The 21739-nt window shown below is 42.7% G+C and carries 20 protein-coding genes and 5 pseudogenes; 10 read left to right on the forward strand and 15 right to left on the reverse strand.

The window, feature by feature from the left end; genetic code table 11:
• Positions 1-276 precede the first annotated feature (276 nt).
• Positions 277-623 (forward strand): annotated as a pseudogene (gene rplS / locus ACRQ5D_RS06835) (50S ribosomal protein L19).
• 825 nt (positions 624-1448) lie between these two features.
• Here rplS and ACRQ5D_RS06840 read toward each other — a convergent pair.
• From ACRQ5D_RS06840 to ACRQ5D_RS06855, 4 genes and pseudogenes are all read right to left on the reverse strand, one after another.
• Positions 1449-2102: pseudogene (locus ACRQ5D_RS06840) on the reverse strand (phosphatidylserine decarboxylase family protein); the annotation flags it as partial.
• A 98-nt stretch (positions 2103-2200) separates the two neighbouring features.
• Positions 2201-2934: pseudogene (locus ACRQ5D_RS06845) on the reverse strand (phosphatidate cytidylyltransferase); the annotation flags it as partial.
• Positions 2931-3143, reverse strand: a complete 213-nt coding sequence (locus tag ACRQ5D_RS06850) for a DUF2007 domain-containing protein (protein ID WP_091167115.1) — start codon at positions 3141-3143, stop codon at positions 2931-2933. The pseudogene ACRQ5D_RS06845 and the gene ACRQ5D_RS06850, both read right to left, overlap by 4 nt.
• A complete protein-coding gene (locus ACRQ5D_RS06855; protein WP_431199305.1) occupies positions 3144-4088 on the reverse strand; it encodes a lysostaphin resistance A-like protein in 945 nt (314 codons plus the stop codon).
• A gap of 39 nt (positions 4089-4127) precedes the next feature.
• On the opposite strand from ACRQ5D_RS06855, the pseudogene dusB reads away from it, so the two are divergent.
• Together dusB and apaG are read left to right on the forward strand one after the other, a co-directional pair.
• Positions 4128-5118, forward strand: a pseudogene (dusB, locus tag ACRQ5D_RS06860) (tRNA dihydrouridine synthase DusB).
• A 45-nt stretch (positions 5119-5163) separates the two neighbouring features.
• Entirely contained in the window at positions 5164-5550 is a 387-nt protein-coding gene (gene apaG, locus ACRQ5D_RS06865; protein WP_090532292.1) for a Co2+/Mg2+ efflux protein ApaG, read from the forward strand.
• Between the two features lie 204 nt (positions 5551-5754).
• Here the strand turns inward: apaG and ACRQ5D_RS06870 are convergent, their stop codons facing one another.
• The gene (locus tag ACRQ5D_RS06870; protein ID WP_256337406.1) at positions 5755-6462 is read right to left on the reverse strand and encodes a zinc metallopeptidase; all 708 of its coding nucleotides are present in this window, start codon (positions 6460-6462) and stop codon (positions 5755-5757) included.
• 171 nt (positions 6463-6633) lie between these two features.
• Between ACRQ5D_RS06870 and ACRQ5D_RS06875 the strand changes: the two genes are divergently transcribed.
• The 7 genes and pseudogenes from ACRQ5D_RS06875 to bshC all read left to right on the forward strand — a co-directional run bounded on the left by ACRQ5D_RS06875 (position 6634) and on the right by bshC (position 13276).
• Entirely contained in the window at positions 6634-7776 is a 1143-nt protein-coding gene (locus ACRQ5D_RS06875; protein ID WP_431199306.1) for an NAD(P)/FAD-dependent oxidoreductase, read from the forward strand.
• A 416-nt stretch (positions 7777-8192) separates the two neighbouring features.
• Complete coding sequence (rpmB, locus tag ACRQ5D_RS06880) at positions 8193-8426, forward strand: 50S ribosomal protein L28 (RefSeq protein WP_022830076.1); 234 nt, start codon at positions 8193-8195, stop codon at positions 8424-8426.
• 82 nt (positions 8427-8508) lie between these two features.
• Complete coding sequence (rpmG, locus tag ACRQ5D_RS06885; RefSeq protein ID WP_022830075.1) at positions 8509-8691, forward strand: 50S ribosomal protein L33; 183 nt, start codon at positions 8509-8511, stop codon at positions 8689-8691.
• Positions 8692-8775: 84 nt separating this feature from the next.
• A complete protein-coding gene (locus ACRQ5D_RS06890) occupies positions 8776-8940 on the forward strand; it encodes a DUF4295 domain-containing protein (RefSeq protein ID WP_090532298.1) in 165 nt (54 codons plus the stop codon).
• 185 nt (positions 8941-9125) lie between these two features.
• A pseudogene (gene ftsY / locus ACRQ5D_RS06895) lies at positions 9126-10090 on the forward strand (signal recognition particle-docking protein FtsY).
• A 101-nt stretch (positions 10091-10191) separates the two neighbouring features.
• The gene (rimO, locus tag ACRQ5D_RS06900; protein WP_431199307.1) at positions 10192-11529 is read left to right on the forward strand and encodes a 30S ribosomal protein S12 methylthiotransferase RimO; all 1338 of its coding nucleotides are present in this window, start codon (positions 10192-10194) and stop codon (positions 11527-11529) included.
• Between the two features lie 193 nt (positions 11530-11722).
• Positions 11723-13276, forward strand: coding sequence for a bacillithiol biosynthesis cysteine-adding enzyme BshC (gene bshC / locus ACRQ5D_RS06905; RefSeq protein ID WP_431200963.1), 1554 nt, complete (start codon positions 11723-11725; stop codon positions 13274-13276).
• Positions 13277-13433: 157 nt separating this feature from the next.
• On the opposite strand, the gene ACRQ5D_RS06910 is transcribed toward bshC, so the two are convergent.
• From ACRQ5D_RS06910 to ACRQ5D_RS06955, 10 genes are all read right to left on the reverse strand, one after another.
• On the reverse strand, positions 13434-14141 hold the full coding sequence (locus ACRQ5D_RS06910) for a peptidoglycan DD-metalloendopeptidase family protein (RefSeq protein WP_091167094.1): 708 nt from the start codon (positions 14139-14141) through the stop codon (positions 13434-13436).
• 6 nt (positions 14142-14147) lie between these two features.
• The gene (gene rbfA / locus ACRQ5D_RS06915) at positions 14148-14528 is read right to left on the reverse strand and encodes a 30S ribosome-binding factor RbfA (protein WP_112653375.1); all 381 of its coding nucleotides are present in this window, start codon (positions 14526-14528) and stop codon (positions 14148-14150) included.
• A 99-nt stretch (positions 14529-14627) separates the two neighbouring features.
• Entirely contained in the window at positions 14628-14993 is a 366-nt protein-coding gene (locus tag ACRQ5D_RS06920; protein WP_431199308.1) for a hypothetical protein, read from the reverse strand.
• A 15-nt stretch (positions 14994-15008) separates the two neighbouring features.
• On the reverse strand, positions 15009-15257 hold the full coding sequence (locus tag ACRQ5D_RS06925) for a hypothetical protein (protein ID WP_431199309.1): 249 nt from the start codon (positions 15255-15257) through the stop codon (positions 15009-15011).
• Positions 15254-16234 (reverse strand): ABC transporter permease, encoded by a 981-nt coding sequence (locus ACRQ5D_RS06930; protein ID WP_431199310.1) that lies wholly within the window; start codon positions 16232-16234, stop codon positions 15254-15256. Before ACRQ5D_RS06930 ends, ACRQ5D_RS06925 begins: the two co-directional genes overlap by 4 nt.
• A gap of 61 nt (positions 16235-16295) precedes the next feature.
• A complete protein-coding gene (locus ACRQ5D_RS06935; RefSeq protein WP_431199311.1) occupies positions 16296-16934 on the reverse strand; it encodes an MBL fold metallo-hydrolase in 639 nt (212 codons plus the stop codon).
• Positions 16935-17242: 308 nt separating this feature from the next.
• A complete protein-coding gene (locus ACRQ5D_RS06940) occupies positions 17243-17872 on the reverse strand; it encodes a SprT-like domain-containing protein (RefSeq protein ID WP_090532317.1) in 630 nt (209 codons plus the stop codon).
• A 182-nt stretch (positions 17873-18054) separates the two neighbouring features.
• Entirely contained in the window at positions 18055-19134 is a 1080-nt protein-coding gene (locus ACRQ5D_RS06945; RefSeq protein WP_432328592.1) for a hypothetical protein, read from the reverse strand.
• Positions 19128-19598 carry a DUF2339 domain-containing protein gene (locus tag ACRQ5D_RS06950; protein WP_432328594.1) on the reverse strand — a complete coding sequence of 157 codons (471 nt, stop codon included), beginning with the start codon at positions 19596-19598 and terminating at the stop codon, positions 19128-19130. The genes ACRQ5D_RS06945 and ACRQ5D_RS06950 overlap by 7 nt, the downstream gene beginning before the upstream one ends.
• A 41-nt stretch (positions 19599-19639) precedes the next feature.
• Positions 19640-21664 (reverse strand): DUF2339 domain-containing protein, encoded by a 2025-nt coding sequence (locus tag ACRQ5D_RS06955; protein WP_432328595.1) that lies wholly within the window; start codon positions 21662-21664, stop codon positions 19640-19642.
• Positions 21665-21739 lie beyond the last annotated feature (75 nt).

The following is a 21739-nucleotide window of genomic DNA, read 5'->3' on the forward strand; positions in this document are numbered from 1 at the left end:
GCGCATGTCAGGCTTGGTTAGCATTGGCAATTTAATCAAAAACATGAGTTTAATAACATCGCCAAAGCGGCAATAGGTTTAACATTGCTGTCCAATTTTAAAAAGGGGTGGTTAACCCACGCAAACATCCCCTTATCTTTGCTAAAACCACAACCTACTGTTAATAAAAAAACTAAATGTGGAAATTTTTAAATTTGGCTTTCTTTTATTGAAAATAATCCCTATACTTGCAATCCGATTTTTACGGGCTAAAAATCGCATTAAGAGCTTAAAATCATGGATTTAGTAAAATTTGTTGAAGAGCAATCAGTAGAAAAAAGCAGCTTCCATCCTTCAAAGCTGGTGATACTGTAAGTGTTCACTATAAAATCAGAGAAGGAAATAAAGAACGCGTTCAGGTTTACCAAGGTGTTGTTATTCAGCGTAACAGCGTTGGTGTAAGCGAAACTTTTACTGTGCGTAAAGTATCAAATGGCATTGGCGTTGAGCGTATCTTCCCTGTTAACTCTCCAAACATCGACAAAATCGAAGTTAACAGCGTTGGTAAAGTTCGTCGTTCTAAACTGTACTACCTGCGTGCCCTTACTGGTAAAGCAGCTCGTATCAAATCAAAACGCGTTTAATTTACCCAACCGCTTAGCGGTATATAAAAAATTAAAAGGCCTTTCTGAAGTAATTTCGGTAAGGCCTTTTGCTATGTGATGGTTTTTGAAAAACCGTCCTCTTAATCTATTGATTTTCAAATACGAAGGCAAAGGCAAGCTATCAAAGTAAACTACCGCGGGTTTGTAACCCGTGGTGAACCATGGCTTAAGCTTTCAGCTTAAGATGCCACTGAAGCTGAAAGCTTCAATCATGCCGAATCATGGGTTACGCTATCGCTAAACCCGCGACAGCGTTTTTTATTCCAATAAATAAAATTGCCATTTCGAGTGAGCAGGGAAGGATTCGCAACGGGGCGAAAGAGAAACCTTATACGCCTTGCTAAGCCACTGTAAACGTTAAAGCATGGTGTAGAAGATTTCTCCTCACACCATTACTTTACCCTCCGCCTGTTCGTCGAAATGACAACAGGTTTTGCTTATGTAGATTGCATGGCACAAGCAACTATCCGGGCACAAAAAAGCAGATGAGTTCCCCATCTGCCTTTCTTTATATAAAACGTACGCTAATTATTCGCTATCCGCTTCCTTTGCCGCATCACCACTATCACCTTTTTTTGCTTTTGATGCAGTTTTTTTCTTAACAGGTTTCTCTGCGGCGCTTTCTTCCACTGCCGGATTTTCAGCTGTCTCAGGGTGATCAACTACCAGCGAAGGAGCCGGCGTAATGCTATTCATGGTTGGCGTTTCTTCTACCAAAACGGCTGGTTCAACAGGTGCTGCAGGCGGCTCGGGAACAACAATGACATCAGGTTTCGCAACTTCTTTTAAAGGCTCAGCGTCAACCAGCTCGGCTAAAATGGTACGACCGCCTTTTACTACATCGCCAATATTTACCAGGATTTTAGTACCTAAGGGCAGGAAAACATCCACCCTTGATCCAAACTTGATAAAGCCAAACTGCTGGCCCTGATCAACAACATCGCCTTCTTTAACATACCATACAATACGGCGGGCCAGCGCACCGGCTATTTGCCTGAACAATACGGTTACACCTTTGCTGTTTTCAATGGCTATAGTTGTACGCTCGTTCTCTGTTGATGACTTAGGGTGCCAGGCCACGAGGTATTTACCCTTGTGGTATTTAAAATAACTCACAACACCAGCAATTGGGTTGCGGTTCACGTGTACGTTAACCGGCGACATGAAAACCGATAATTGAATACGTTTATCTTTTAAAAATTCGGTTTCTTCAGTTTCTTCAATCACTACAACCTTGCCATCGGCAGGGCACAGAATAGTATTTTCGGCGGTTTCAATATCAAAGAACGGACTGCGGAAAAACTGCAGGATGATCAAAAATAAAGCACCCGAAAAAATATAAACTATCCATTTCAGCGTATGCGCAGTTGGCATGTAAAACTGGATGAGCGCATTTAAAACAAAAATGAACAGGATAGTAATAGCGAGTGAGGTATAGCCTTCTTTATGTATGGTCATTATTTATTGTGTTTAATACAAAACTACTAATTTGAAATTAAGTACAGGTATGCATATACAATTGGCGCGGCCATCAGCAAGCCGTCAAACCTATCAAGCAGGCCGCCATGGCCTGGTAATATGCCCCCGAATCTTTTACGTTGAGGCTGCGCTTGAACATGGATTCAACCAAATCGCCCATGGTACCGAAGTTTGAGATAATAAGCGACATAATGATCCAGTCAAAGCAGTTGTACTCTGTATAAAAATGGCTCAAAATATATGCCGCAAAAGCACAGATCAGGATGCCGCCGATAAAGCCTTCCCATGATTTTTTAGGCGAATGCCTTTCGAATAACTTGTTACGGCCAAATTTGCTGCCCACCAGGTAAGCTCCGGTATCATTGCTCCACAGCATAATTAAAAAGCCAAGCGGCACGTGAAAGTTAAAAACACCATCGCCACGGGTAAAAGCCATCGCATGAAAAAACATGAACGGCACAACAGCCATCAGCAAACCCAAATAAGTGAAGCCAATATTAGTGAATGGCGCGGTAGATTTTTTATATAACTCGCCTATCGGAATAAAACTAAGCAGTACGGGTAGCAGTATAATGTATTTATATGCCGGGAAATAGCAGTTAGCCGCAAAAAAGAAGAACATGATTACGCCGGCAAGTGCCCCGGTAAAACGCTCGGGCTGCATACCGCCCTGTTTAACCAATTTGTAAAATTCCAAAAGGCAAAACAGACTCAATAACAGGTAAAAAACACTAAATACATATGGGCCTAATAAATTAGACCCAATCATTACGATAATAAAAAATAAGCCAGTGATGGCGCGTTGTTTCATATATTAATTTGATTGAGGATCATGATCTCAATAGCCTTACTAAAATCCTCCTGGTGAATATAAACCTCTATTTCGCCAAAGTTGCGGTGCGATGAATCCTGTTTATTCAGCAAAACGGTATCAATATGATTCCCGGTAAGCATTTGCTTAACAATTTCTGATTGGTAAAAATTAGTTGAAGTAAAAATTTTGACCCAGTTTTTTTCCATTTAACTCAACAGCGGGCTTTTTCCTTTAGCAGTATTTCTGTACATAAAAAGCAAAATTAAAATAATTATCAGGCTTAAAGCATAGCTCTGGTAATTAAATACGTGCTGATCATTAGGATCAAGGGTAATGCGCTTTTGCGAATACAGGTACAGGATCACCACCTGGGTGGCATTGTTTAAAAAATGCGCCCAAACGCTTGTCCAGATACTGCCGCTCCACATTACAAAATAGCCAAAAAACACGCCCAGCGCCACACGCGGTAAAAAGGTAAAAAACTCCATATGAAAGGCACTGAAAAGGATAGCAGTAATCCAGATTGCTGCATGCGGATTTCCTGTCCACCGGATCATGATGGTTTGTAAGCATCCCCTGAATAAAAACTCTTCGGCGATAGCAGTTAATAGTCCAACTACTAAAACCGCAAAAAGCATATCTGATACCGTTTTCATTTGAAGCATGGCTTCTGTAGCCTTCTGGGCCTGGGCTTCCATGGCCCGCAAGGCATCCTCAAGGCCTTTCAAAGAAGCAGGCAAAGCCAGTTTCTGGTTAACATTTACCAACACTTCCATAACCGGCGATGAGCAGATCATGATGGACAGGATCAGCAGTAACAGCACCGGCGGAAATTTGGGGGTAACCTTCAAATAATCTATAGGCTCCTTTACTATAAAGCGCGCAAAAATTACAGGGGCAAGATATAAGGGCAAGGTAGTACTGATAATTTGCAGCGTCCATAAAGCGGCACCAACATGCGGGTTTCGGGTATTAAAAGTAAACGTATCAGTAAGCGTTTGTGACCCAAATATCACCCCGATAATTCCGGCGGCTATTAAACCGCACACAATCAGCATCCCTATAGTTAGCGCAATCAGTATTATAAATTGTAAAAACGGCGTTATTTGACTTCCCTGTGGCTGAGGGCTTTGATATGAGGCTTTTATCATTCGATGTAAAATTCGTATTTTTGCAGGCTAAAGATAAGGATGTCTGTACAAATAGGAAATATTGATTTAGGTGAGTTCCCGCTGCTGCTGGCGCCGATGGAGGATGTGAGTGATCCGCCCTTCCGCTATGTGTGTAAGCAAAACGGCGCGGATATGATGTATACAGAGTTTATTTCAAGCGAAGGCCTGATCCGCGATGCGGCAAAAAGCAGGCAAAAGCTGGATATTTTTGAATACGAAAGGCCTATCGGCATCCAGATCTTCGGCAGTGATATTGACCACATGCGCGAAGCTACCGAAATAGCTACGCTGGCCAATCCCGATTTAATGGATATTAATTATGGCTGCCCGGTAAAACAGGTGGCCTGCCGCGGTGCCGGCGCAAGCCTTTTGCAGGATATTGATAAAATGGTAGCCATGACCAAAGCGGTTGTTGAGGCCACACATTTACCGGTAACCGTAAAAACCCGCCTGGGCTGGGACGATAACACTAAAAATGTTTACGAAGTTGCCGAACGCTTGCAGGATGTGGGGATCAAGGCACTTACCATACACGGCCGTACCCGCTCGCAGATGTATAAAGGCGAAGCCGATTGGTCGTTGATCAGGGATATCAAAAAAATCCGCGGATAAAAATCCCCATTTTCGGCAATGGCGACATCGATTCGCCCGAAAAGGCTGCCGCATGGCGTATGGAATATGAGGTTGACGGCATGATGATCGGTCGTGCGGCGATTGGTTATCCATGGATTTTCCGCGAAATAAAGCACTTTTTAAAACCGGCGAATACCTGGATAAGCCAACAATTGCCGAGCGCGTTGCAGCCTGCCGGGCCCATTTATACAAATCAATAGAGTGGAAAGGCCCTAAAACGGGCATTTTTGAGATGCGCAGGCATTACTCTAACTACTTTAAAGGTATAGATCATTTCAAAGAGTTCAGGATGCGTTTTGTTACTGCCCCTGACCTTGAAGCAGTTGACCAGATATTGGCCGAGATCGAAGAAAAATATGCCATCGAAATGGCTTAATATTTGCTCCCTTTCCATATATTTGAAATAAACGATACTTGTCACATGGTTACCACTATAACTGAGGGTGTTAAGGTTTCCATCGAAACCATATATCAGCCGGAGTATTCAAACCCGGCAAACGATCATTTTATGTTTGCCTACAAGGTAAGCATCGAAAATATGACCAACTACGCCATCAGGTTGATGAGCCGTCACTGGTATATATTTGACTCAAACGGTGCAAAGCGCGAAGTGGAAGGCGAAGGTGTAGTAGGTCAGCAGCCTGTTATTGAGCCGGGCCATACCCATGAGTATGTATCAGGCTGTAACCTTAAAACCGACATGGGCAACATGAAAGGCGAATACCACATGATCCGCCTGTTGGATAACGCCAACTTCAATGTACAAATCCCTGAGTTTTATCTGATAGCGCCATATAGATTGAATTGATAAAGAGGCAAGAATTCAAGAAACAAGTAAAGAAGCAAGAAGTCAAGATTCAAGAGAAAAGAGAAAGAATTTAAAAATAGAAAAGCCCTAACTGAATAATCGGTTAGGGCTTTTCATTTGACATCAACGCAAAAGACTTCTTTTTCTTGTCTCTTGAATCTTGATTTCTTGCCTCCTGGCTCTTGACTTCTTGCCTCTTGAAGCTTAATTCCTCCTATTAAACAAAAATGAAGCATAGTAAACCAGCGTAGCCAACGCGCTCAACGCGGCAACTACATAGGTCATGGCAGCCCACCAGAGGGCGTCTTTTGCCATTTCATGTTCTTGTCCGGTTTGTACTACAGCATAATTGTTATCCAGCCACGCTAACGCCCGTCGACTTGCATCAAACTCAACCGGCAGGGTTATAAAGCTAAAAAATGTAACCAATGCAAGCGCGGCAACACCAACCGCCAAAACATAAGGGCTACCCGAAAAGAATAACAGCATAATGCCGATGAACAAAGTCCACTGGGTAATAGTTGATGCCACGTTGATAACGGGCACCATAGCCGATCTGAAACTTAACCAGCCATAAGCCTCGGCGTGTTGTACGGCATGGCCGCATTCGTGTGCGGCGACAGCGGCAGCGGCAATGCTGCGGCTGTAAAAAACATCGGTGCTCAGGTTCACTGTTTTTGTTTCGGGGTTATAATGATCCGTAAGCTGTCCTTCAACACAAATTACCTGTACATCAAAAATACCATGCGCACGCAGCATCTTCACGGCTACTTCCTGTCCCGATAAGCCAGACATTAAGCCAATTTCAGAATACTGCTTAATTTTACTCCTGAACCGCCATTGTACAATAAAGCTTACCAGGGCAACAATAATCATCAGGAACCAGGCCGAGTTCGGCGCGATGTATCCCATAATTAATGACATGTGATTCATATGATTGATAAATATTAAGTTAAAACTAAGTAGGTTGAAACCTTACAAACGTTACAGCGCTTGTTCAAAAACTATTCCGCTTTAAGCAAAAAATTTTAAAAGCATTAGGTTACCTCAAAGTTTTTGCTTCCCGAATAGCTATTTTTGAACATGTTGGAGCCATCATTTTCATACTGGGAGCGTACAGCCTTTACTGATAATGCCGATGTTATCATTATTGGCAGCGGACTTGTTGGCCTTAGCGCCGCCCTTCAGTTAAAAAAACAACAACCAACCTTAAAAGTTTTAGTGTTGGAGCGCGGCTTCTTACCGTCAGGTGCCAGTACTAAAAACGCTGGTTTTGCCTGTTTTGGTACAGTTTCGGAACAAATTGAAGCAATAAATCATTCATCAGAAACAGAGGCCATGCACCTGGTAGCTTACAAGTGGAAAGGGCTGCAACGTTTAAGGGAAAATTTGGGTGACGCTAACATCGATTATTATCAATATGGCGGGCATGAACTGTTTATGGATCATGAGGAAACCCATGCACGTAATTGTATTGATCAAATAGACCACCTTAACAAATTAATACAACAAGCTATAGGCCGGGCTGACATTTATTCAGTAGCCGATGAAAAAATTGCAGATTTTGGCTTCAATAAAGTGAAGCATATCATATACAACTCTTTTGAAGGGCAGATCCACACAGGCAAAATGATGCGTGCTCTTTTATATAAAGCATACCAACTTGGCGTATTGGTACTTAACAATTGTAGTATTTCCGTTATCGGGCAGGAAGATCAGCACATCAGGCTAAGTACCTCGCAAGGTATTTTTAAAGCGGGCAAAGTGATCCTGGCTACCAATGCCTTTGCAAGCCAGCTATATCCTCAGCTCGATGTAGTGCCCGGCCGCGGACAGGTAATGGTTACCAGGCCTGTTCCCGGGTTAAAACTTAAAGGCACTTATCATTTTAATCAGGGTTATTACTACTTCCGCAATATTGACGGGCGGGTATTGTTTGGCGGCGGCCGTAACCTCAATTATAAAGCGGAAGAAACCTGGGATTTTGGCCATACCGATGAAGTTAAACAGCAATTGATAAACTATCTGAACGAGGTGATCCTCCCTGGCCAAAATGTAGAGATTGATTATTGGTGGAGCGGCATCATGGGTTTCGGGCAGGAGATCAGCCCGATAGTAAACCAAGTACGACCTAATATTTTTTGCGCTGTGAGATGCAATGGCATGGGCGTTGCCATGGGGAGCTTGGTAGGTGAGGAAGTGGCAGAGTTGTTACTTAATTCGTAAGTAATTGATTTTAAGAACCCGATAATTGTGATATAAAACTGCCTCTCAGCACGTCATTGAGCCTACATCCAACGGAACTCCTGAGCGGAGATAAGGTAAGAAGCCCGGGCCGAACCAGCGCGCTATAATCACTGATTAAAATTATTTGCCGATTTTGTGTGAACCCGATTTGATGAAACTAAAAGAATTCATCGAATTTATTTAGCATTTTGTTAATTGATCCAATTACAGGATCTGGGTTCAGACAACAGTAAGCACAGGTAAAAATAACCTGTTATTAGCTAAATAGATAAGCGCCTTGCACTGCTGTAAATCTTTTTTGAAAATTTTTCAAATCACTGTTGAATATTTGATTTAAAAGTCTGATATTTGCAAACTCTTTTTGGATAAAGGGTTGATAATTAAAAATATTTGTCATGTCAAGAATTTGTGATCTAACAGGAAAAGGATCTATCGTAGGTAACAACGTTTCAAACTCAAACGTTAAAACAAAACGCAGGTTTCATCCTAACTTGAAACTTAAAAAGTTTTATATTCCTGAAGAAGATAAATGGATTACCTTAAAGGTATCTACTTCTGCTGTAAAAACTATCAGCAAAAACGGTATTACCGCCTGCATCAATAAATTTGTTAAAAAAGGCTACATTTAGTAGTTGGCTTTCAAGTTTAGCAGTATAATAAAATTGAAAAATTACGTAAGCCGTGAGGTGACACGTACAACATAAAAAGAAAATGGCAAAAAAAGGCAATAGGGTTCAGGTGATTTTAGAGTGCACCGAACACAAAACAAGCGGTATGCCAGGCATGTCTCGCTATATCACCACTAAGAACAAAAAAAATACAACTGAAAGATTAGAGTTGAAAAAATTCAACCCTGTTTTGAGGAAAGTAACCGTTCACAAAGAGATTAAATAATTAGTTGACCGGATTGATTGGCTCATTAAGTTTTAATTTGATATAGCCAACTCAATTAATTCACTAAATCAATAATTAAACAACATGGCAAAGAAAGTAGTTGCAACGCTGAAAGTAGCAGGTAAAGGCAAAGAATATTCAAAAGTGATCACCATGAATAAATCACCTAAAACTGGTGCTTATTCATTCAAAGAGCAAATTGTCCCTAACGATTTAGTTAAGGATGCAATTGCAGGTAAAACTATATAATCACTCTTTGATTAAAATATTGAAGCCGTCTTGTTTTAACGAGAGGGCTTTTTTTGTTGAATGTTGTCTGAATCAGAATTTACAGAATTAATAAATTGACAGAATGCTGTTTGAATTAATATCTGATATTTCTGAAAACATATTTAAATTCAGAAAATTCTATAATTCTGAGAATTCTGATCACCATGGGATTATTTGATTTTTTTAAGAAAAAGGAAAACACGCAGCAGGAACAGCAGGCGCTTGATACCGGTTTGGAAAAAACCAAGGATAACTTTTTTCAAAGATCACCAAAGCCATCGCCGGTAAATCAACCGTTGATGATGATGTGTTGGATGAGCTGGAAGAGATCCTGGTTACATCCGACGTTGGCGTAAGCACCACGCTCAAGATCATTGACAGGATCCAGGCCCGTGTTGCCCGCGATAAATACGTAAGCACCAACGAGCTGAACGCCCTGTTAAAAGATGAAATTCAGCAACTGCTTGCCGAAAACAACAGTAACGACTTCCGTAATTTTGAATATGGCGATCATAAGCCATACGTAATTATGGTAGTTGGCGTTAACGGCGTAGGTAAAACCACTACTATAGGCAAGCTGGCCCATAAACTAAAGCAGGCCGGCAACCAGGTTGTTTTAGGTGCCGCCGATACCTTTCGCGCAGCCGCGGTTGACCAGATTAAACTTTGGGGCGAACGTGTTGGTGTAAAAGTTGTTGCCCAGGCTATGGGTTCCGATCCGGCTTCGGTTGCTTATGATACCCTTCGTTCGGCTGTGGCCAATGGCGATGATGTGGCTATTATAGATACTGCCGGCCGTTTGCACAACAAAGTTGGCCTGATGAACGAGCTAACCAAAATCAAGAACGTGATGCAAAAGGTGATCCCCGGTGCTCCGCACGAGATACTGCTGGTACTGGACGCCTCAACCGGGCAAAACGCCATTGAGCAATGCAAGCAGTTTACCGAAGCTACCAACGTAAACGCCCTGGCGCTAACCAAATTGGATGGTACAGCTAAAGGAGGTGTGGTTATAGGAATATCAGATCAGTTTAAGATTCCGGTTAAATATATAGGTGTTGGCGAGGGAATGGATCACCTGCAGCTGTTTGACAGGCAGGCGTTTGTAGATAGCTTATTTAAGCAATAACAGCCCCACCCAACCCTCTCCGGTAGGGAGGGCTAAATGAACTTGAAAGTCTCCCCTACCGGGGGAGATTTAGAGGGGCTTCCCTCAATGATTAGTGTGTTATGAAGACAAAAGAAATTTCCCATCCATCAGTTAAACAGGCCAAACCCCGTGTAAACGTGGTTACGTTAGGTTGCTCAAAAAATATTTACGATTCGGAGATATTAATGGGCCAACTGAAGGGCAACCAGTTTGATGTGGTGCATGAGGCCGAGAAGGTAGGCAAAAATGATATTATAGTAATTAATACCTGTGGCTTTATTGATAATGCCAAGCAGGAGTCGATAGATACTATTCTGCAATACAGCGAACTTAAGGAGCAGGGCAAAGTAGGCAAGGTGATTGTTACCGGCTGCCTGAGCGAACGCTATAAACCCGAACTTGAAGCTGAGATCACCAATGTTGATGCCTACTTCGGCACCAATGACCTGCAAAATTTATTAGCTACTGTAGGCGCAAACTATAAACACGAGTTGATAGGCGAGCGTTTATTAACCACACCTTCGCACTTTGCTTATTTTAAAATTGCTGAAGGCTGTAACCGCCCATGTTCTTTTTGTGCTATCCCTTTAATGAGGGGTAAACACCTGAGCTCACCTATTGAACAACTGGTTGAGGATGCTAAGAAATTGGCTAAAAACGGAACAAAAGAACTCATCCTGATTGCACAGGATTTAACCTATTACGGTCTCGACCTTTACGGCAAACGCAATCTGGATGAGCTGCTTCGCCGTTTATCTGATGTGAACGGTATCGAATGGATCAGGTTGCAATATGCTTATCCTTCAGGTTTCCCGATGGAAATATTGGATGTGATGAACGAGCGCGAAAACATCTGTAAATACCTTGACATGCCGTTGCAGCACATCACCGATAACATGCTGAAATCGATGCGCCGCGGTATTACCAAGCAAAAAACCATTGATATTGTGAACGAGATCCGAGATCGTGTACCGGGCATTGCTATGCGTACTACGTTAATCACCGGTTACCCGGGCGAAACCCAGCAGGATTTTGAAGAGATGGCACAATGGGTTGAGGATACCAAGTTCGACCGTTTGGGCTGTTTCACCTATTCGCACGAGGAAAAGACCCATGCTCATACTTTGGTTGATGATGTACCTGAAGAAGTAAAACAGGAGCGTGCCGATGCCATCATGGAAATCCAGCAGGGCATTTCTTTTGATAAAAACCAGGAAAAGATCGGCAATACCTATAAAGTACTGATTGACAAAAAGGATGGTGGCTATTTTGTTGGCCGTACAGAATTTGATTCGCCTGAGGTTGATAACGAAGTTTTGATTGATGCCAGCATTGATTATGCTACCGTTGGCAGCTTTGTTAACGTAAAGATAGACAGCGCCGAAGACTTTGACCTTTATGGACAAATTGTAAAATAATGTTAATTTGCGGTCGGCTGTAAAGCGATTTGCGATTTATAATCTAATTTCGACATCAGCATTTAATTTTATTTGCTGATGTTTTGTTTTAGGCCAAATCCGAAATCGAGCATCCAAAACCCGAAATCAACAATGGACGCATCCTGTATAAGTTATAAAGACACCGTTTTTTTCAAGCACAGTTGCCGAATATATCGACAATAAACCCGAACTACGCCCTTTTTATGGTTACCGCCCGGATATGGCCGGTTTTGCCGAGTTTTTGAAAAACAAAAAGGTAGTTGCTGACCGCGCAGTGCTGGTACGTGTTTTAACTAAGCAGTACGAGTGTTTAGGCAAAGAGCCGGGTAAATTATGTACTTATTCAACTGCCCTTACAGCCCAAAACCTGGAGCTGTTAAAGCAGGATAATACCTATACCATTACAACCGGCCACCAGTTGAATATCTTCGCCGGACCTTTATATTTCCTTTATAAAATTGCAACGGCCATTAAACTGGTGCAGCAATTGAAAACCGCCCATCCCGATAAAAATTTTGTTCCTGTTTACTGGATGGCCAGCGAAGACCACGACTTTGCCGAGATCAACTATACTAACATTGGCGGTAAAAAAGTACACTGGTGGTATGAGGCTTCGGGAGCCACAGGTCGTATCGACCCGGTGAGCATGCGCCAGGCACTTAACCAATACAAAGGCGTTTTAGGCATGGAAGGTCACGCTACTGACCTTGCCGAAATTGTTGAAACCGCCTATACCAAATTTGATAAACTGGCCGATGCTACCCGTTATCTTGTTAACTCCTTGTTTGGCCAATATGGTTTGGTGATCATCGATGCCGATGACCATGAGTTTAAAAAAGAGTTCGCACCTGTTATTGAGCAGGATATCATTGGTCAGCACAGTTTTAAAAACATTACCGAAACTAACCAAAAGCTGCATGAGCTTGGTGTACACATCCAGGTTAACCCACGCGAGATCAATTTCTTTTACCTGCAAGATCAGCTTCGCGAGCGGATAGTTTTCGAGAATGACAGCTACCAGGTGCTCAATACCGAAATCAGGTTTACTGAAGCTGAGCTAAAAAAGGAGATCGCCGAATATCCCGAACGCTTTAGCCCTAATGTAGTGATGCGCCCGCTTTACCAGGAATGTATTTTACCAAACATTGCCTACATCGGTGGTGGTGCAGAGGTAGTTTACTGGCTCGAGTTGAAATCCAATTTTGATCATTATAAAATTGATTTCCCTATCCTCATCCTTCGCAACTCGGCTTTGGTAATCAAAAAAGAACAGGCCGCCAAGGTTGAACGTATGAACCTTGAAGCTATAGACCTGTTTAAACAAAGCGATGCCCTGCAAACCTATTGGATCAAAAAGCACAGCGACCATAACCTGAGCATTGCTGAAGAATGGCGCGAAATGGAAAACCTTTTTGAGAAAATAAAACTCCGCGCATACAAAATCGATCCTACACTTTCACCATCAGCGGCGGCTGTACAGGCCCGCCTTAAAAAGGCCATGGATAACCTTGAAAAGAAGCTGATCCGTGCCGAAAAAAGAAATTACAGTGTACGGTTGGAGCAGCTAACCGCTGTCAAAGCCGAGCTCTTCCCTAAAGACAGCCTGCAGGAGCGTTCTGAAAACTTCGGCCTCATGTATGTAAAATGGGGGCAAACTTTTATTGATGAGCTTATCCGCCTGTTTGAACCGCTTGATTTTAAGTTTACGGTATTAACGGAAAAATGACTGTATCGTCCTAAAAAAGTTTACAGTTTAAATGCTAAATCCTGTTATACGTTTACATAGAGCAGAAGGCACAAGTTACCCCAGCATTTGCAATCACACAAAACTTGCGCCAGCTAAGAATTGTGAGGGAGACGCAATTATGCATCTCTACGGGGCGCTACCCTACATTCACCGCCTGCGGAAACTTCAATATCAAACCGGGGTCAGGTATATTCTTCTGCCAGATCTCTTTTTCTGAAAACTTAGCTACGCCGGGATAATCGCCCTGTTTACCTTCCATATCAAACATCAGCTGGAAATGCAAATGCGGTGGCCAATGGCCGTTTTCATCAGCATTGCCAATGGTTGCTATTTGGCTGTTTTTAGACACAGGCATATCTTTAAAAAGCCCTTTCAGGCTTTTGCGGCTTAAATGCCCATACAGGCTATAAAGTGTTAAGCCATCAAGGTCGTGTTGTAAAATAATGGTTGGGCCGTAATCGCCAATGGTATTATTATCCTGGTAACTGTGTACAATGCCATCAAGCGGGGCATATACCGGCGTTCCGGCATCGCTCCAGATATCGACGCCCAAATGCAGGCGCCGGGGCTCATCATCTGTGTCAAAATGACTGCTAAAAGCATAAATGGTACGGTGTTCCATATACCCGCCAATACCGTAACGGCAATTGTTGTCATGCAGCTTTTCGTTCACTAACTGGCTAAACATCCACGGCTTGTTAATAACCTCAGCCGTCAATTCCTTATTGGCGGCGGTAAGGTCAAAATGATAAAGGCGGTCATGATCTGCATCAAAATCAACCACTTTGCCAATGGCTTCGGGATGATTGTTAACGTAATTAGCAAACAGCGTGTGCCGGTCCATCAGTGGTTATAAGTTTTCTTCGGTATCGGGCTGGCGTTCCTCTTTACTGATCTTATCAAAGATCTTGTCCATACGCTCAACGTATTCGCTGGTATCATCAACAAAAAACTCAAGCTGCGGAATGATCCTTACCTGGTCTTTGATGCGGGCGCCCAGTTTGTACCTGATCTCCGAAGCGTGCGATTTGATGGTATGCAAAGCGGTTTGCACATTAGGATTGCCCAAAAAGCTTAAAAATATACGGGCTATGGCCAAATCGGGCGTTACACGTACCTTGGTTATGGTTACCAGTGTATTAGGCAAATAATTCATGCCTTCGCGCTGAAAAATAGCTGCAAGGTCTTCCTGTATTACTCCGGCAAATTTTTGCTGACGTTTTGATTCCATGGGTTGTTAGTTACGCCGATAAGGCAGATGAGTGTTTAATGCTTAATGCAAAAGCCTAAGTTATTGTTTTAGGCTTTTATTAACAATGGCAGCAGGGGGTTAATTACATACGTCCTGCGGGATCTCTTTGGTTATTTTTACTACTCTTTTTACAACAAGGGTACTGTCATATTCAGACCCGCGGCCAACATCTCCCGATTTTGATTTGATTCCTTCAACTTCCACGTAAACCGGTTCGTAGGGTTTTTCGAAATTGAGTTGGGAATACTGAAGCTCCAACTGAGCCGAACTGTCAACAGCCCAAAACTCCTGGCCGCTATCGCAATCTTTAAATGATTTAATTTCGGGCCCCGCGCTATACAAGCCTTTATAAAGCGTAACCCCGTCTTTTTTATGGGCATCATTATTACATGCGTAAACAGCAATAACAACAAGCAGCAAAACAAAAATTTTGATATACCTCATACCCATTTAACAAATTTACAAATCCTGTTTGATTTCATCCAATCCTTTAATACTTAAACGGGCGCTGATGCCGGCAGCTATTACCGAAATGCCACCAACGGTTAGCAGTACCAGGCCAAAATCCTTAATTTTAAGGTCGATAGGATACGAGTCTAACACCGACATTTTGGCCCCCATTTTTATCCATCCGTAATGCTGCTGCAGCAGGCAAAAAATGGTACCCAGCGTTATGCCGATAATACAGCCAATAGCGGTGATCATCATTCCCTCAAAAAGAAAATCCCCTGGATCATATTTTTATTGGCGCCCAGCCCGCTTAAAATGGCTATGTCCTTGCGCTTATCAATAACCAGCATGGTTAACGAGCCAATGATATTAAATATTGCGATGATAAGCACAAAGGTAAGGATCATATAAACCGCCCAGCTTTCGTAATTAAGGGTTTTGTAAAGTTCGCTGTTTTGTTCCTTGCGGTTTTTTACCGTAAAATCATTCCCTATTTTATCCTGGATGTCTTTTTGCATGGCATCGATATTGGTGCCGCGCTTAAAATTAAGCTGTAGTGAAGAAACATTTACCGGCTGGTCAAGCAGGTCGCGGGCAAACTCAATGGGGGTTACCGCTATATCATCAAATTCCTGCTGTATGGCAAACACTCCTGATGGGTTAATGCTGCGTACAACAAATTCATTTAAAGGATTAGCCGAATTTTCCGCACCGCGCCGCGGCGAATAGATCTGCATGGGCGAAAGCTCGTCATGAACATTAATACCTAAGCTCCCCTGTATGGTAGCGCCAATAACGGCAAAATTTTGATCGCCGCTTTTAAGCGTGAATGAGCCGCTGGCTATAGTACTATCGAGCTGGCTGTTTTTCAAAAAATCATCGCTCACGCCCATTACCGTGCCTAAAAACGGTTTATCGCCATATTTAATCAGGGCTTTTTCCTGTAATACCTCGGTAAATGAAAATAAGCGGGCATCTTTATGCAGGGAGGCAAAATAAGGAGTGTTGGGATTAAAAGTTTTGCCCAGTTTGGCTTCTATCTTTATTTCGGGTGTAAAGTTGCTGTATAACGAAAGGATAACTTTTTCAAAACCATTGAACACCGAAAGAATGATAAGCAATGCCGCGCTGCCAATGAGCACCCCCAACATGGATATACCCGAAATAATATTGATAGCATGCATTTTTTTGCCCGAGAACAGGTAACGCTTTGCTATGTAAATGGAGGTGTTCAATTGTGTGGGAATTATGCGTTCAGGTTTGCTTATGCTCAGTAAAACGTCACTATGATGTTAACTAAGTTAAAAACGGATTGTTTTGTTTTTCGTAGCCGATGGTTGTTTCGGGGCCGTGGCCAGGATAAACGGTAACATCATCGGGCAGGGTAAACAGCTTGGTTTCGATGTTATCAATCAGTTGGGTGAAGTTACCTCCCGGCAAATCCGTACGACCGATGCTTTGCCTGAACAGGACGTCGCCCCCTATCAGGATTTTAGCCTCTTTATCATAAAAACACAAGTGAGCAGGCGAATGGCCGGGTGCGAATATCAAGTGTAGCGTAGTGTTGCCAAAATGGATGGTCCCGGTTTCGGGCAAAAATTCATCTGGCATAGGCGATACATCGTAACGGAAGCCCATAGATGGCGCATAAGCTACCACAGCAGCCAATACTTCCGACTCGCCAACGTGGAAACGGGGCTTAAGGCCATACTGTTCGAATACAAATTTATTGCCCAGCACATGATCGATATGGCAATGGGTGTTGAGCAGCATAACAGGCTTGAGGTTATTGTTTTTGATAAAGTCAACCACGGTGTTTTGCTCGGGCGCAGTATACATGCCCGGATCGACGATCACGCATTCGCCGGTTTCATCATACAAAATATAAGTATTCTCCTGGTAAGGGTTATTTACAAATGATATAACTTTTGCCATGCGGTAAAAGTACGGAATAAATTGATTGGGTGTTTGGGGTAAGATTGAGCGATCGTTATTGCGCACGAAGCAATCTCCTATTGGCAGATACGCCCTGTAAAGTTCGCGATTGCTTCGTTCCTCGCAATGACGATTGTTATATAATATTACGCCGCCGTTGCCTCTTTCTGTCCCATCAGGGTCTCTCGTTAGAGGACCCTGATGTTCCCACTGTCAGCCTTGATAATCTTATGAAAAAAGGCGTACCTGCTTGGCAAAGGCATCGGGGATTGCTTGGTACCTACAGTAATGACGATTGTTATATAGTACTACGCCGCCGTAGCCCCTTCAATCAACTCCACCTCCGCTACCGGGCTAAACAAATAGATCCGCTTAGTAGCCACTTCGGTACATTTAAAGCGCTTACGCAGCTTTTCGTCTTTGCGGAACACCCTGCCGTCCTTTAGCTTAAATAATGCCTTAAGCGGGATCTTTTCTACCGTTAAAATTGCTTCGGATGTTTTGGGGGGATCATATTTGCGCAGCGAGCGGTACAGGTTCAAATCTGAGCAGCTTGACGCCGCCGGGTTATCCAGGTAGTTTACAATAGCCTTCTTAACATCTGCCGGGAAAATCTCTTTTTCAAAAAATGGCTGCATCATTTTTTTGAAATTGTTTTTCCATTCTGTTCCGTGGGGTTTGGCTTTTTGCTTATGCTCGTTCCAGGTATGCAGGTGTGCAAACTCGTGCACTGTAGTTACCAGGAAAGCGTAGGGGTTAAGGTCGTAATTAACCGAGATACGGTGACCTTTGCCGCCATAAGGTGAACGGTAATCGCCAAATTTACTGTTACGGTTGCGCGAAATTTTAAATTCACACTTGAAGTAGTCAATCCATCGGGCAATGAGCGGGGCCGCTTCTGCCGGTAGATATTTCTCTAAAACTTTTACTTTATCCAATTTTTACCTCAATACAAATGTAAGAATTTGTGGTTGATAGTCCATAAACCATGGTCGATGGTTTGTAAAACTTTGATTTACTCTCTAAGTTTCTGATGACGGTTATTTGCTCTAAAATATAAGTTTGCCGGGATGGGCAAGCCTCTACATCCAATCTCATCCTAAATTAAAGGGTGTAAATTTTATCTTTCCCCCTCTTTTTTCTTCACCTCCCTGGTCATCTTCAAAGTCAACAACAACAACAACCCTAATGAAACAATAATAGCTACCCAAATCAGTACGGTGTAATCTTTCCCGGCAGGTTTTACTGCCACTGCATAGTCGGTGTTTTTAACAACAGCCTCATGTTTAATAACCGGGGTGTTCCCTCCAATACTATCAGCAAAAAACTTAAGATCATATTCCGGTGCCTGAGCCAACGAATCACCGACCAGGAACCGGTAGCTTTGCTTAGCTTCAAGGTAGCTGATGAAATATTCGTCAGATTGAAACGCTTTGATCTCGCCGATGCTCAGCGGCTGGTTATCGCCATTGCTTATCTCTATTAACAGGTGGTTGGCTTTTGCAGCAATTAACAGATCAGTTGTTTTATCTGATGACAGTTCGGCTTCGCTAAAGAGCTCCCTGCCATTGTTTACAAACTGGTAAACGGTAACACTCCGTTTATAATACCTCGGCGCGCTGATATTGAGGTGCAATTTGTTTACCTGGTAATTATCGTTCAGCTTAATGTCGATAAAGGTAGTTTTATTACTATCGGTACGGGTGATGTTTAAAGGCGCAACAGGCGTGTAACTTTGAGCTGTTGATGCGTACTCTGTATAAATGCCGGCCTCCAAAAACTTAACCGGGTTTTTGTTTTTATCGTTTACCTGGATTTTTAAATAGCGATAATTACTCGCCGGAAACGATAACGATTGCAGGTAGGTGCCTTCACTGTTTTGTACAGCTTCCTGCAAGGGGATCTCTTCCTGAATGGCAAACCACTGTTTCAGATCATCACTGCCCAGCAGGTTCACTTTACGTTTTACGGCTGTGTTTTGCAGCCTGATCCAAAGGCGGTCGAGTACCAGCCCGGTTTTATTTTCTATGATAAAAACAGTACTGGTATCGGTTTTTGGCGTGTTGCTGATCTCCGGGAAAACAACAAAATTTTTCTGGCTTTTTTGCGGGAGACTACCAGCCTGGATGTAAGGCACAAAGTTGCCTTTCGCGTCTGCAATGCGAATGTCCGACAGATCGGGTTTGGCTTTCGCTACCAAACCGGGTTGTAGGCCAATACGGTAAAAACCGGTGCTGTCAATCTTGTGCAGCGCGGCTTTATATTTAAATTTTTTTGTGCCGATGCGGATAATATGACTCCGCAAAGCAGCAGCGTTGAAAGCGTTAGCTTATTCATTTTTTTAGCCTCATCATCGGCAATAGTTTTTTTAGCTGTTCGCTGGTACATAAATGCCACAATAAGCAATAGTACTCCCAAACAAAAGAAAGCAGCTATTTTACCCCAAACCGGGATGTTTTTAATATCAAACAAAAATAATTTTAATAAAGTAAGCGAGAACAGCGTTAACGAAGCCACCCGCATTACCCGCAATCTATACCTCATGCCCAGCCACATCAGCGCAAAGGAAAGCAATCCCCATAATACGGGTAAGCCGGTTTTTACATACACAGTTTCTATTTGATCGATAGAATTGGCCTTGCTGAAGAACATCAGGTTACTCATCAGGCTTACCTCAAAACTTAAAAACAATACGACACCCGCGCTTAATACCCAGGTAAATACTTTTTCAAACTTTCATTCAAGCTTTGCTGACACAGGCGGATCACCCTGTAAAACAACAAACCGATAAATACAGCACCTATCCAATGTGCCATAAAATGGCTGGTCGACGGCTTCTTAGTTTCGAGCATCAAATGTTGCAGCGAATAATATTGTGGCGTAAGCAACAGGTAAACAATCAGGCAGGCGAGTAATATCACAAACTTTGCGTCGCTGCTAAAATTGATAACCTGTATTTTGGGCGATAGCGTATAATAGATAAATATAAACACTGGCGTATAAACCATCGCATATAAAATATTAAGGTTGGTATCCGGATAGTGGTTCAGGAACTGGTGATTGATTTCCAGCAGACCGCTTAAAAATAAAAGCACAAGCGCGGCTACCCCGAAAAGCTGCCCGGTAAAAATATCGATATGCTCCAGCTTGGTTGCGTCCTTTTTAACCAATACCGAAAGTAAAAACGAACTCACAGCAGCGAAAAGTGTAGTGATGAAACCCTTATTGGCAATTATGGTCAAACTCAAACTGTAGTTACTATAAGTTTGGTACATGTCCATTAATAAGCTTAGCAGCATGGCTATCCATAAAAACACAGCTGTATATTTCATGAGCTGGATGCCCGAGCGCAGGTATAGCCAATAAAGCAACACCGTTTCTGAAGCCCAGAAAATGGTAATGTTATTGCCATGCAATTGAATAGGAGCAGCCAGCGAAATAAAGGTGAGTGTAATGCCGATAAGCAGGTACAATATATTGGTATCCACCTTACGATTGCGGAACAGGACGTATGAAAGCACCAGGTTTACCACAGCCAGACAAATACAAAACAAGCCGCGGTATTGCTCATCATGCATCATGGTTAACAGGTACAGGCCGGTAGCAAAATATAACCCGGTATTAAGAAGCAAGATGCTGAAATCGGAAGCAATGAATTTTTTGTTTTCGCGTACGTTGTTGGCTATGTTGATAACAAAGTAAAGCGCGTAAAAAATGCTGGCATAAATAAAGCCGAAATGGTAGGTGGGAGGTGTAAGTGTATACAGCACCGTTGAAAAAACAATTACCGTAAACCCAAACGAAACAATGTTAAGCACCCGCCATGCTTTATAGTACGCAATGATGAGCAGCCCGGTATTTAATATCAGCAGATAAATAAACAAGCCGTTATAGTTGGCGCTGCCGTTACTTACCATAAACGGACTGGCAAAACCACCTACCAATGCAATTACGGCCAGTTCCTGCTTATCATATAATAAGGAAAGCAGCACCGCAAAAACGGTGATCACAATTAAAATGATGAACGCCGTGGTTTGGTTAAACAGGTGAAACTGCTGAAATGCCAATGTTATGGTAAAATAAAACACGGCCAATCCGCCGCCTACAAGCACCGAGCTAAAGGCCTTATAACTATTACGCAGCGCATGTGCAACAGCAATTAAAATACCACCGCAAACAATGCCTATACCCACGCGGCCTACTAAGCCTATCCAATCGTTATCAATAGCATATTTTACAAAGAAACCAATGGCCAGCACCAGGATGGCTATGCCTATTTTATTGATGAGGTTTTCGCCGATGAATTTTTCCAGGTCGGGGTGGCGCTCAAAGAAAGACGGCCTGGGCTGCAAAGGCTTCGCGGGTTCAAAATCGCGCGTTTTTATAGGGCGATTGATGATGGATAAGCTGTCTTCAATAACTTCGGGTTGTCTTTCAACTTTAGGAGGCGTGATAGGCTCTGGTTTTATCTCTGCCTCAACAGGAGGTTTTACTTTTTCAACAGGAGGTTGTGGTATAACAGGCGCAGGAGGCGAAACGCTTGCAGGTGCCCGTTCTTCTGCTTTTTTGACATCTTCAGCACCCGGCCGGGTTATCTTAAGCTGTTCAATAATACCTTTTAATTCGAATATTCTAAATTCAAGTTCTTTGATCTTATTGTTTAAACTGCCCTTGTGGTTCAGCATTATTATAATGATCACCACTAATAAAAAGACGGCTAATACATCCATAGTTTTAGGTTTGTAAAAAATAAAGATAACGGAATTATGAAATATTCCACTATGAGGCCTGCCGGCCAATAGCCA

This window comes from Mucilaginibacter sp. P25 (genome assembly GCF_050859465.1).
In the GTDB taxonomy this organism is placed as follows: Bacteria; Bacteroidota; Bacteroidia; order Sphingobacteriales; family Sphingobacteriaceae; genus Mucilaginibacter; species Mucilaginibacter gossypii.

Bases quoted from the DNA above. Each gene is read 5' to 3' on its own strand.
- rpmB (WP_022830076.1), top strand. From the start codon at position 8,193: ATGTCAAGAATTTGTGATCTAACAGGAAAAGGATCTATCGTAGGTAAC.
- ACRQ5D_RS06920 (WP_431199308.1), bottom strand. From the start codon at position 14,993: ATGAGGTATATCAAAATTTTTGTTTTGCTGCTTGTTGTTATTGCTGTT.
- ACRQ5D_RS06855 (WP_431199305.1), bottom strand. From the start codon at position 4,088: ATGATAAAAGCCTCATATCAAAGCCCTCAGCCACAGGGAAGTCAAATA.
- ACRQ5D_RS06890 (WP_090532298.1), top strand. From the start codon at position 8,776: ATGGCAAAGAAAGTAGTTGCAACGCTGAAAGTAGCAGGTAAAGGCAAA.
- rpmG (WP_022830075.1), top strand. From the start codon at position 8,509: ATGGCAAAAAAAGGCAATAGGGTTCAGGTGATTTTAGAGTGCACCGAA.
- ACRQ5D_RS06925 (WP_431199309.1), bottom strand. From the start codon at position 15,257: ATGATGATCACCGCTATTGGCTGTATTATCGGCATAACGCTGGGTACC.
- ACRQ5D_RS06870 (WP_256337406.1), bottom strand. From the start codon at position 6,462: ATGGGATACATCGCGCCGAACTCGGCCTGGTTCCTGATGATTATTGTT.
- ACRQ5D_RS06875 (WP_431199306.1), top strand. From the start codon at position 6,634: ATGTTGGAGCCATCATTTTCATACTGGGAGCGTACAGCCTTTACTGAT.
- ACRQ5D_RS06950 (WP_432328594.1), bottom strand. From the start codon at position 19,598: ATGAGTAACCTGATGTTCTTCAGCAAGGCCAATTCTATCGATCAAATA.
- rbfA (WP_112653375.1), bottom strand. From the start codon at position 14,528: ATGGAATCAAAACGTCAGCAAAAATTTGCCGGAGTAATACAGGAAGAC.
- ACRQ5D_RS06955 (WP_432328595.1), bottom strand. From the start codon at position 21,664: ATGGATGTATTAGCCGTCTTTTTATTAGTGGTGATCATTATAATAATG.
- ACRQ5D_RS06935 (WP_431199311.1), bottom strand. From the start codon at position 16,934: ATGGCAAAAGTTATATCATTTGTAAATAACCCTTACCAGGAGAATACT.
- apaG (WP_090532292.1), top strand. From the start codon at position 5,164: ATGGTTACCACTATAACTGAGGGTGTTAAGGTTTCCATCGAAACCATA.
- ACRQ5D_RS06850 (WP_091167115.1), bottom strand. From the start codon at position 3,143: ATGGAAAAAAACTGGGTCAAAATTTTTACTTCAACTAATTTTTACCAA.
- rimO (WP_431199307.1), top strand. From the start codon at position 10,192: ATGAAGACAAAAGAAATTTCCCATCCATCAGTTAAACAGGCCAAACCC.
- ACRQ5D_RS06910 (WP_091167094.1), bottom strand. From the start codon at position 14,141: ATGGACCGGCACACGCTGTTTGCTAATTACGTTAACAATCATCCCGAA.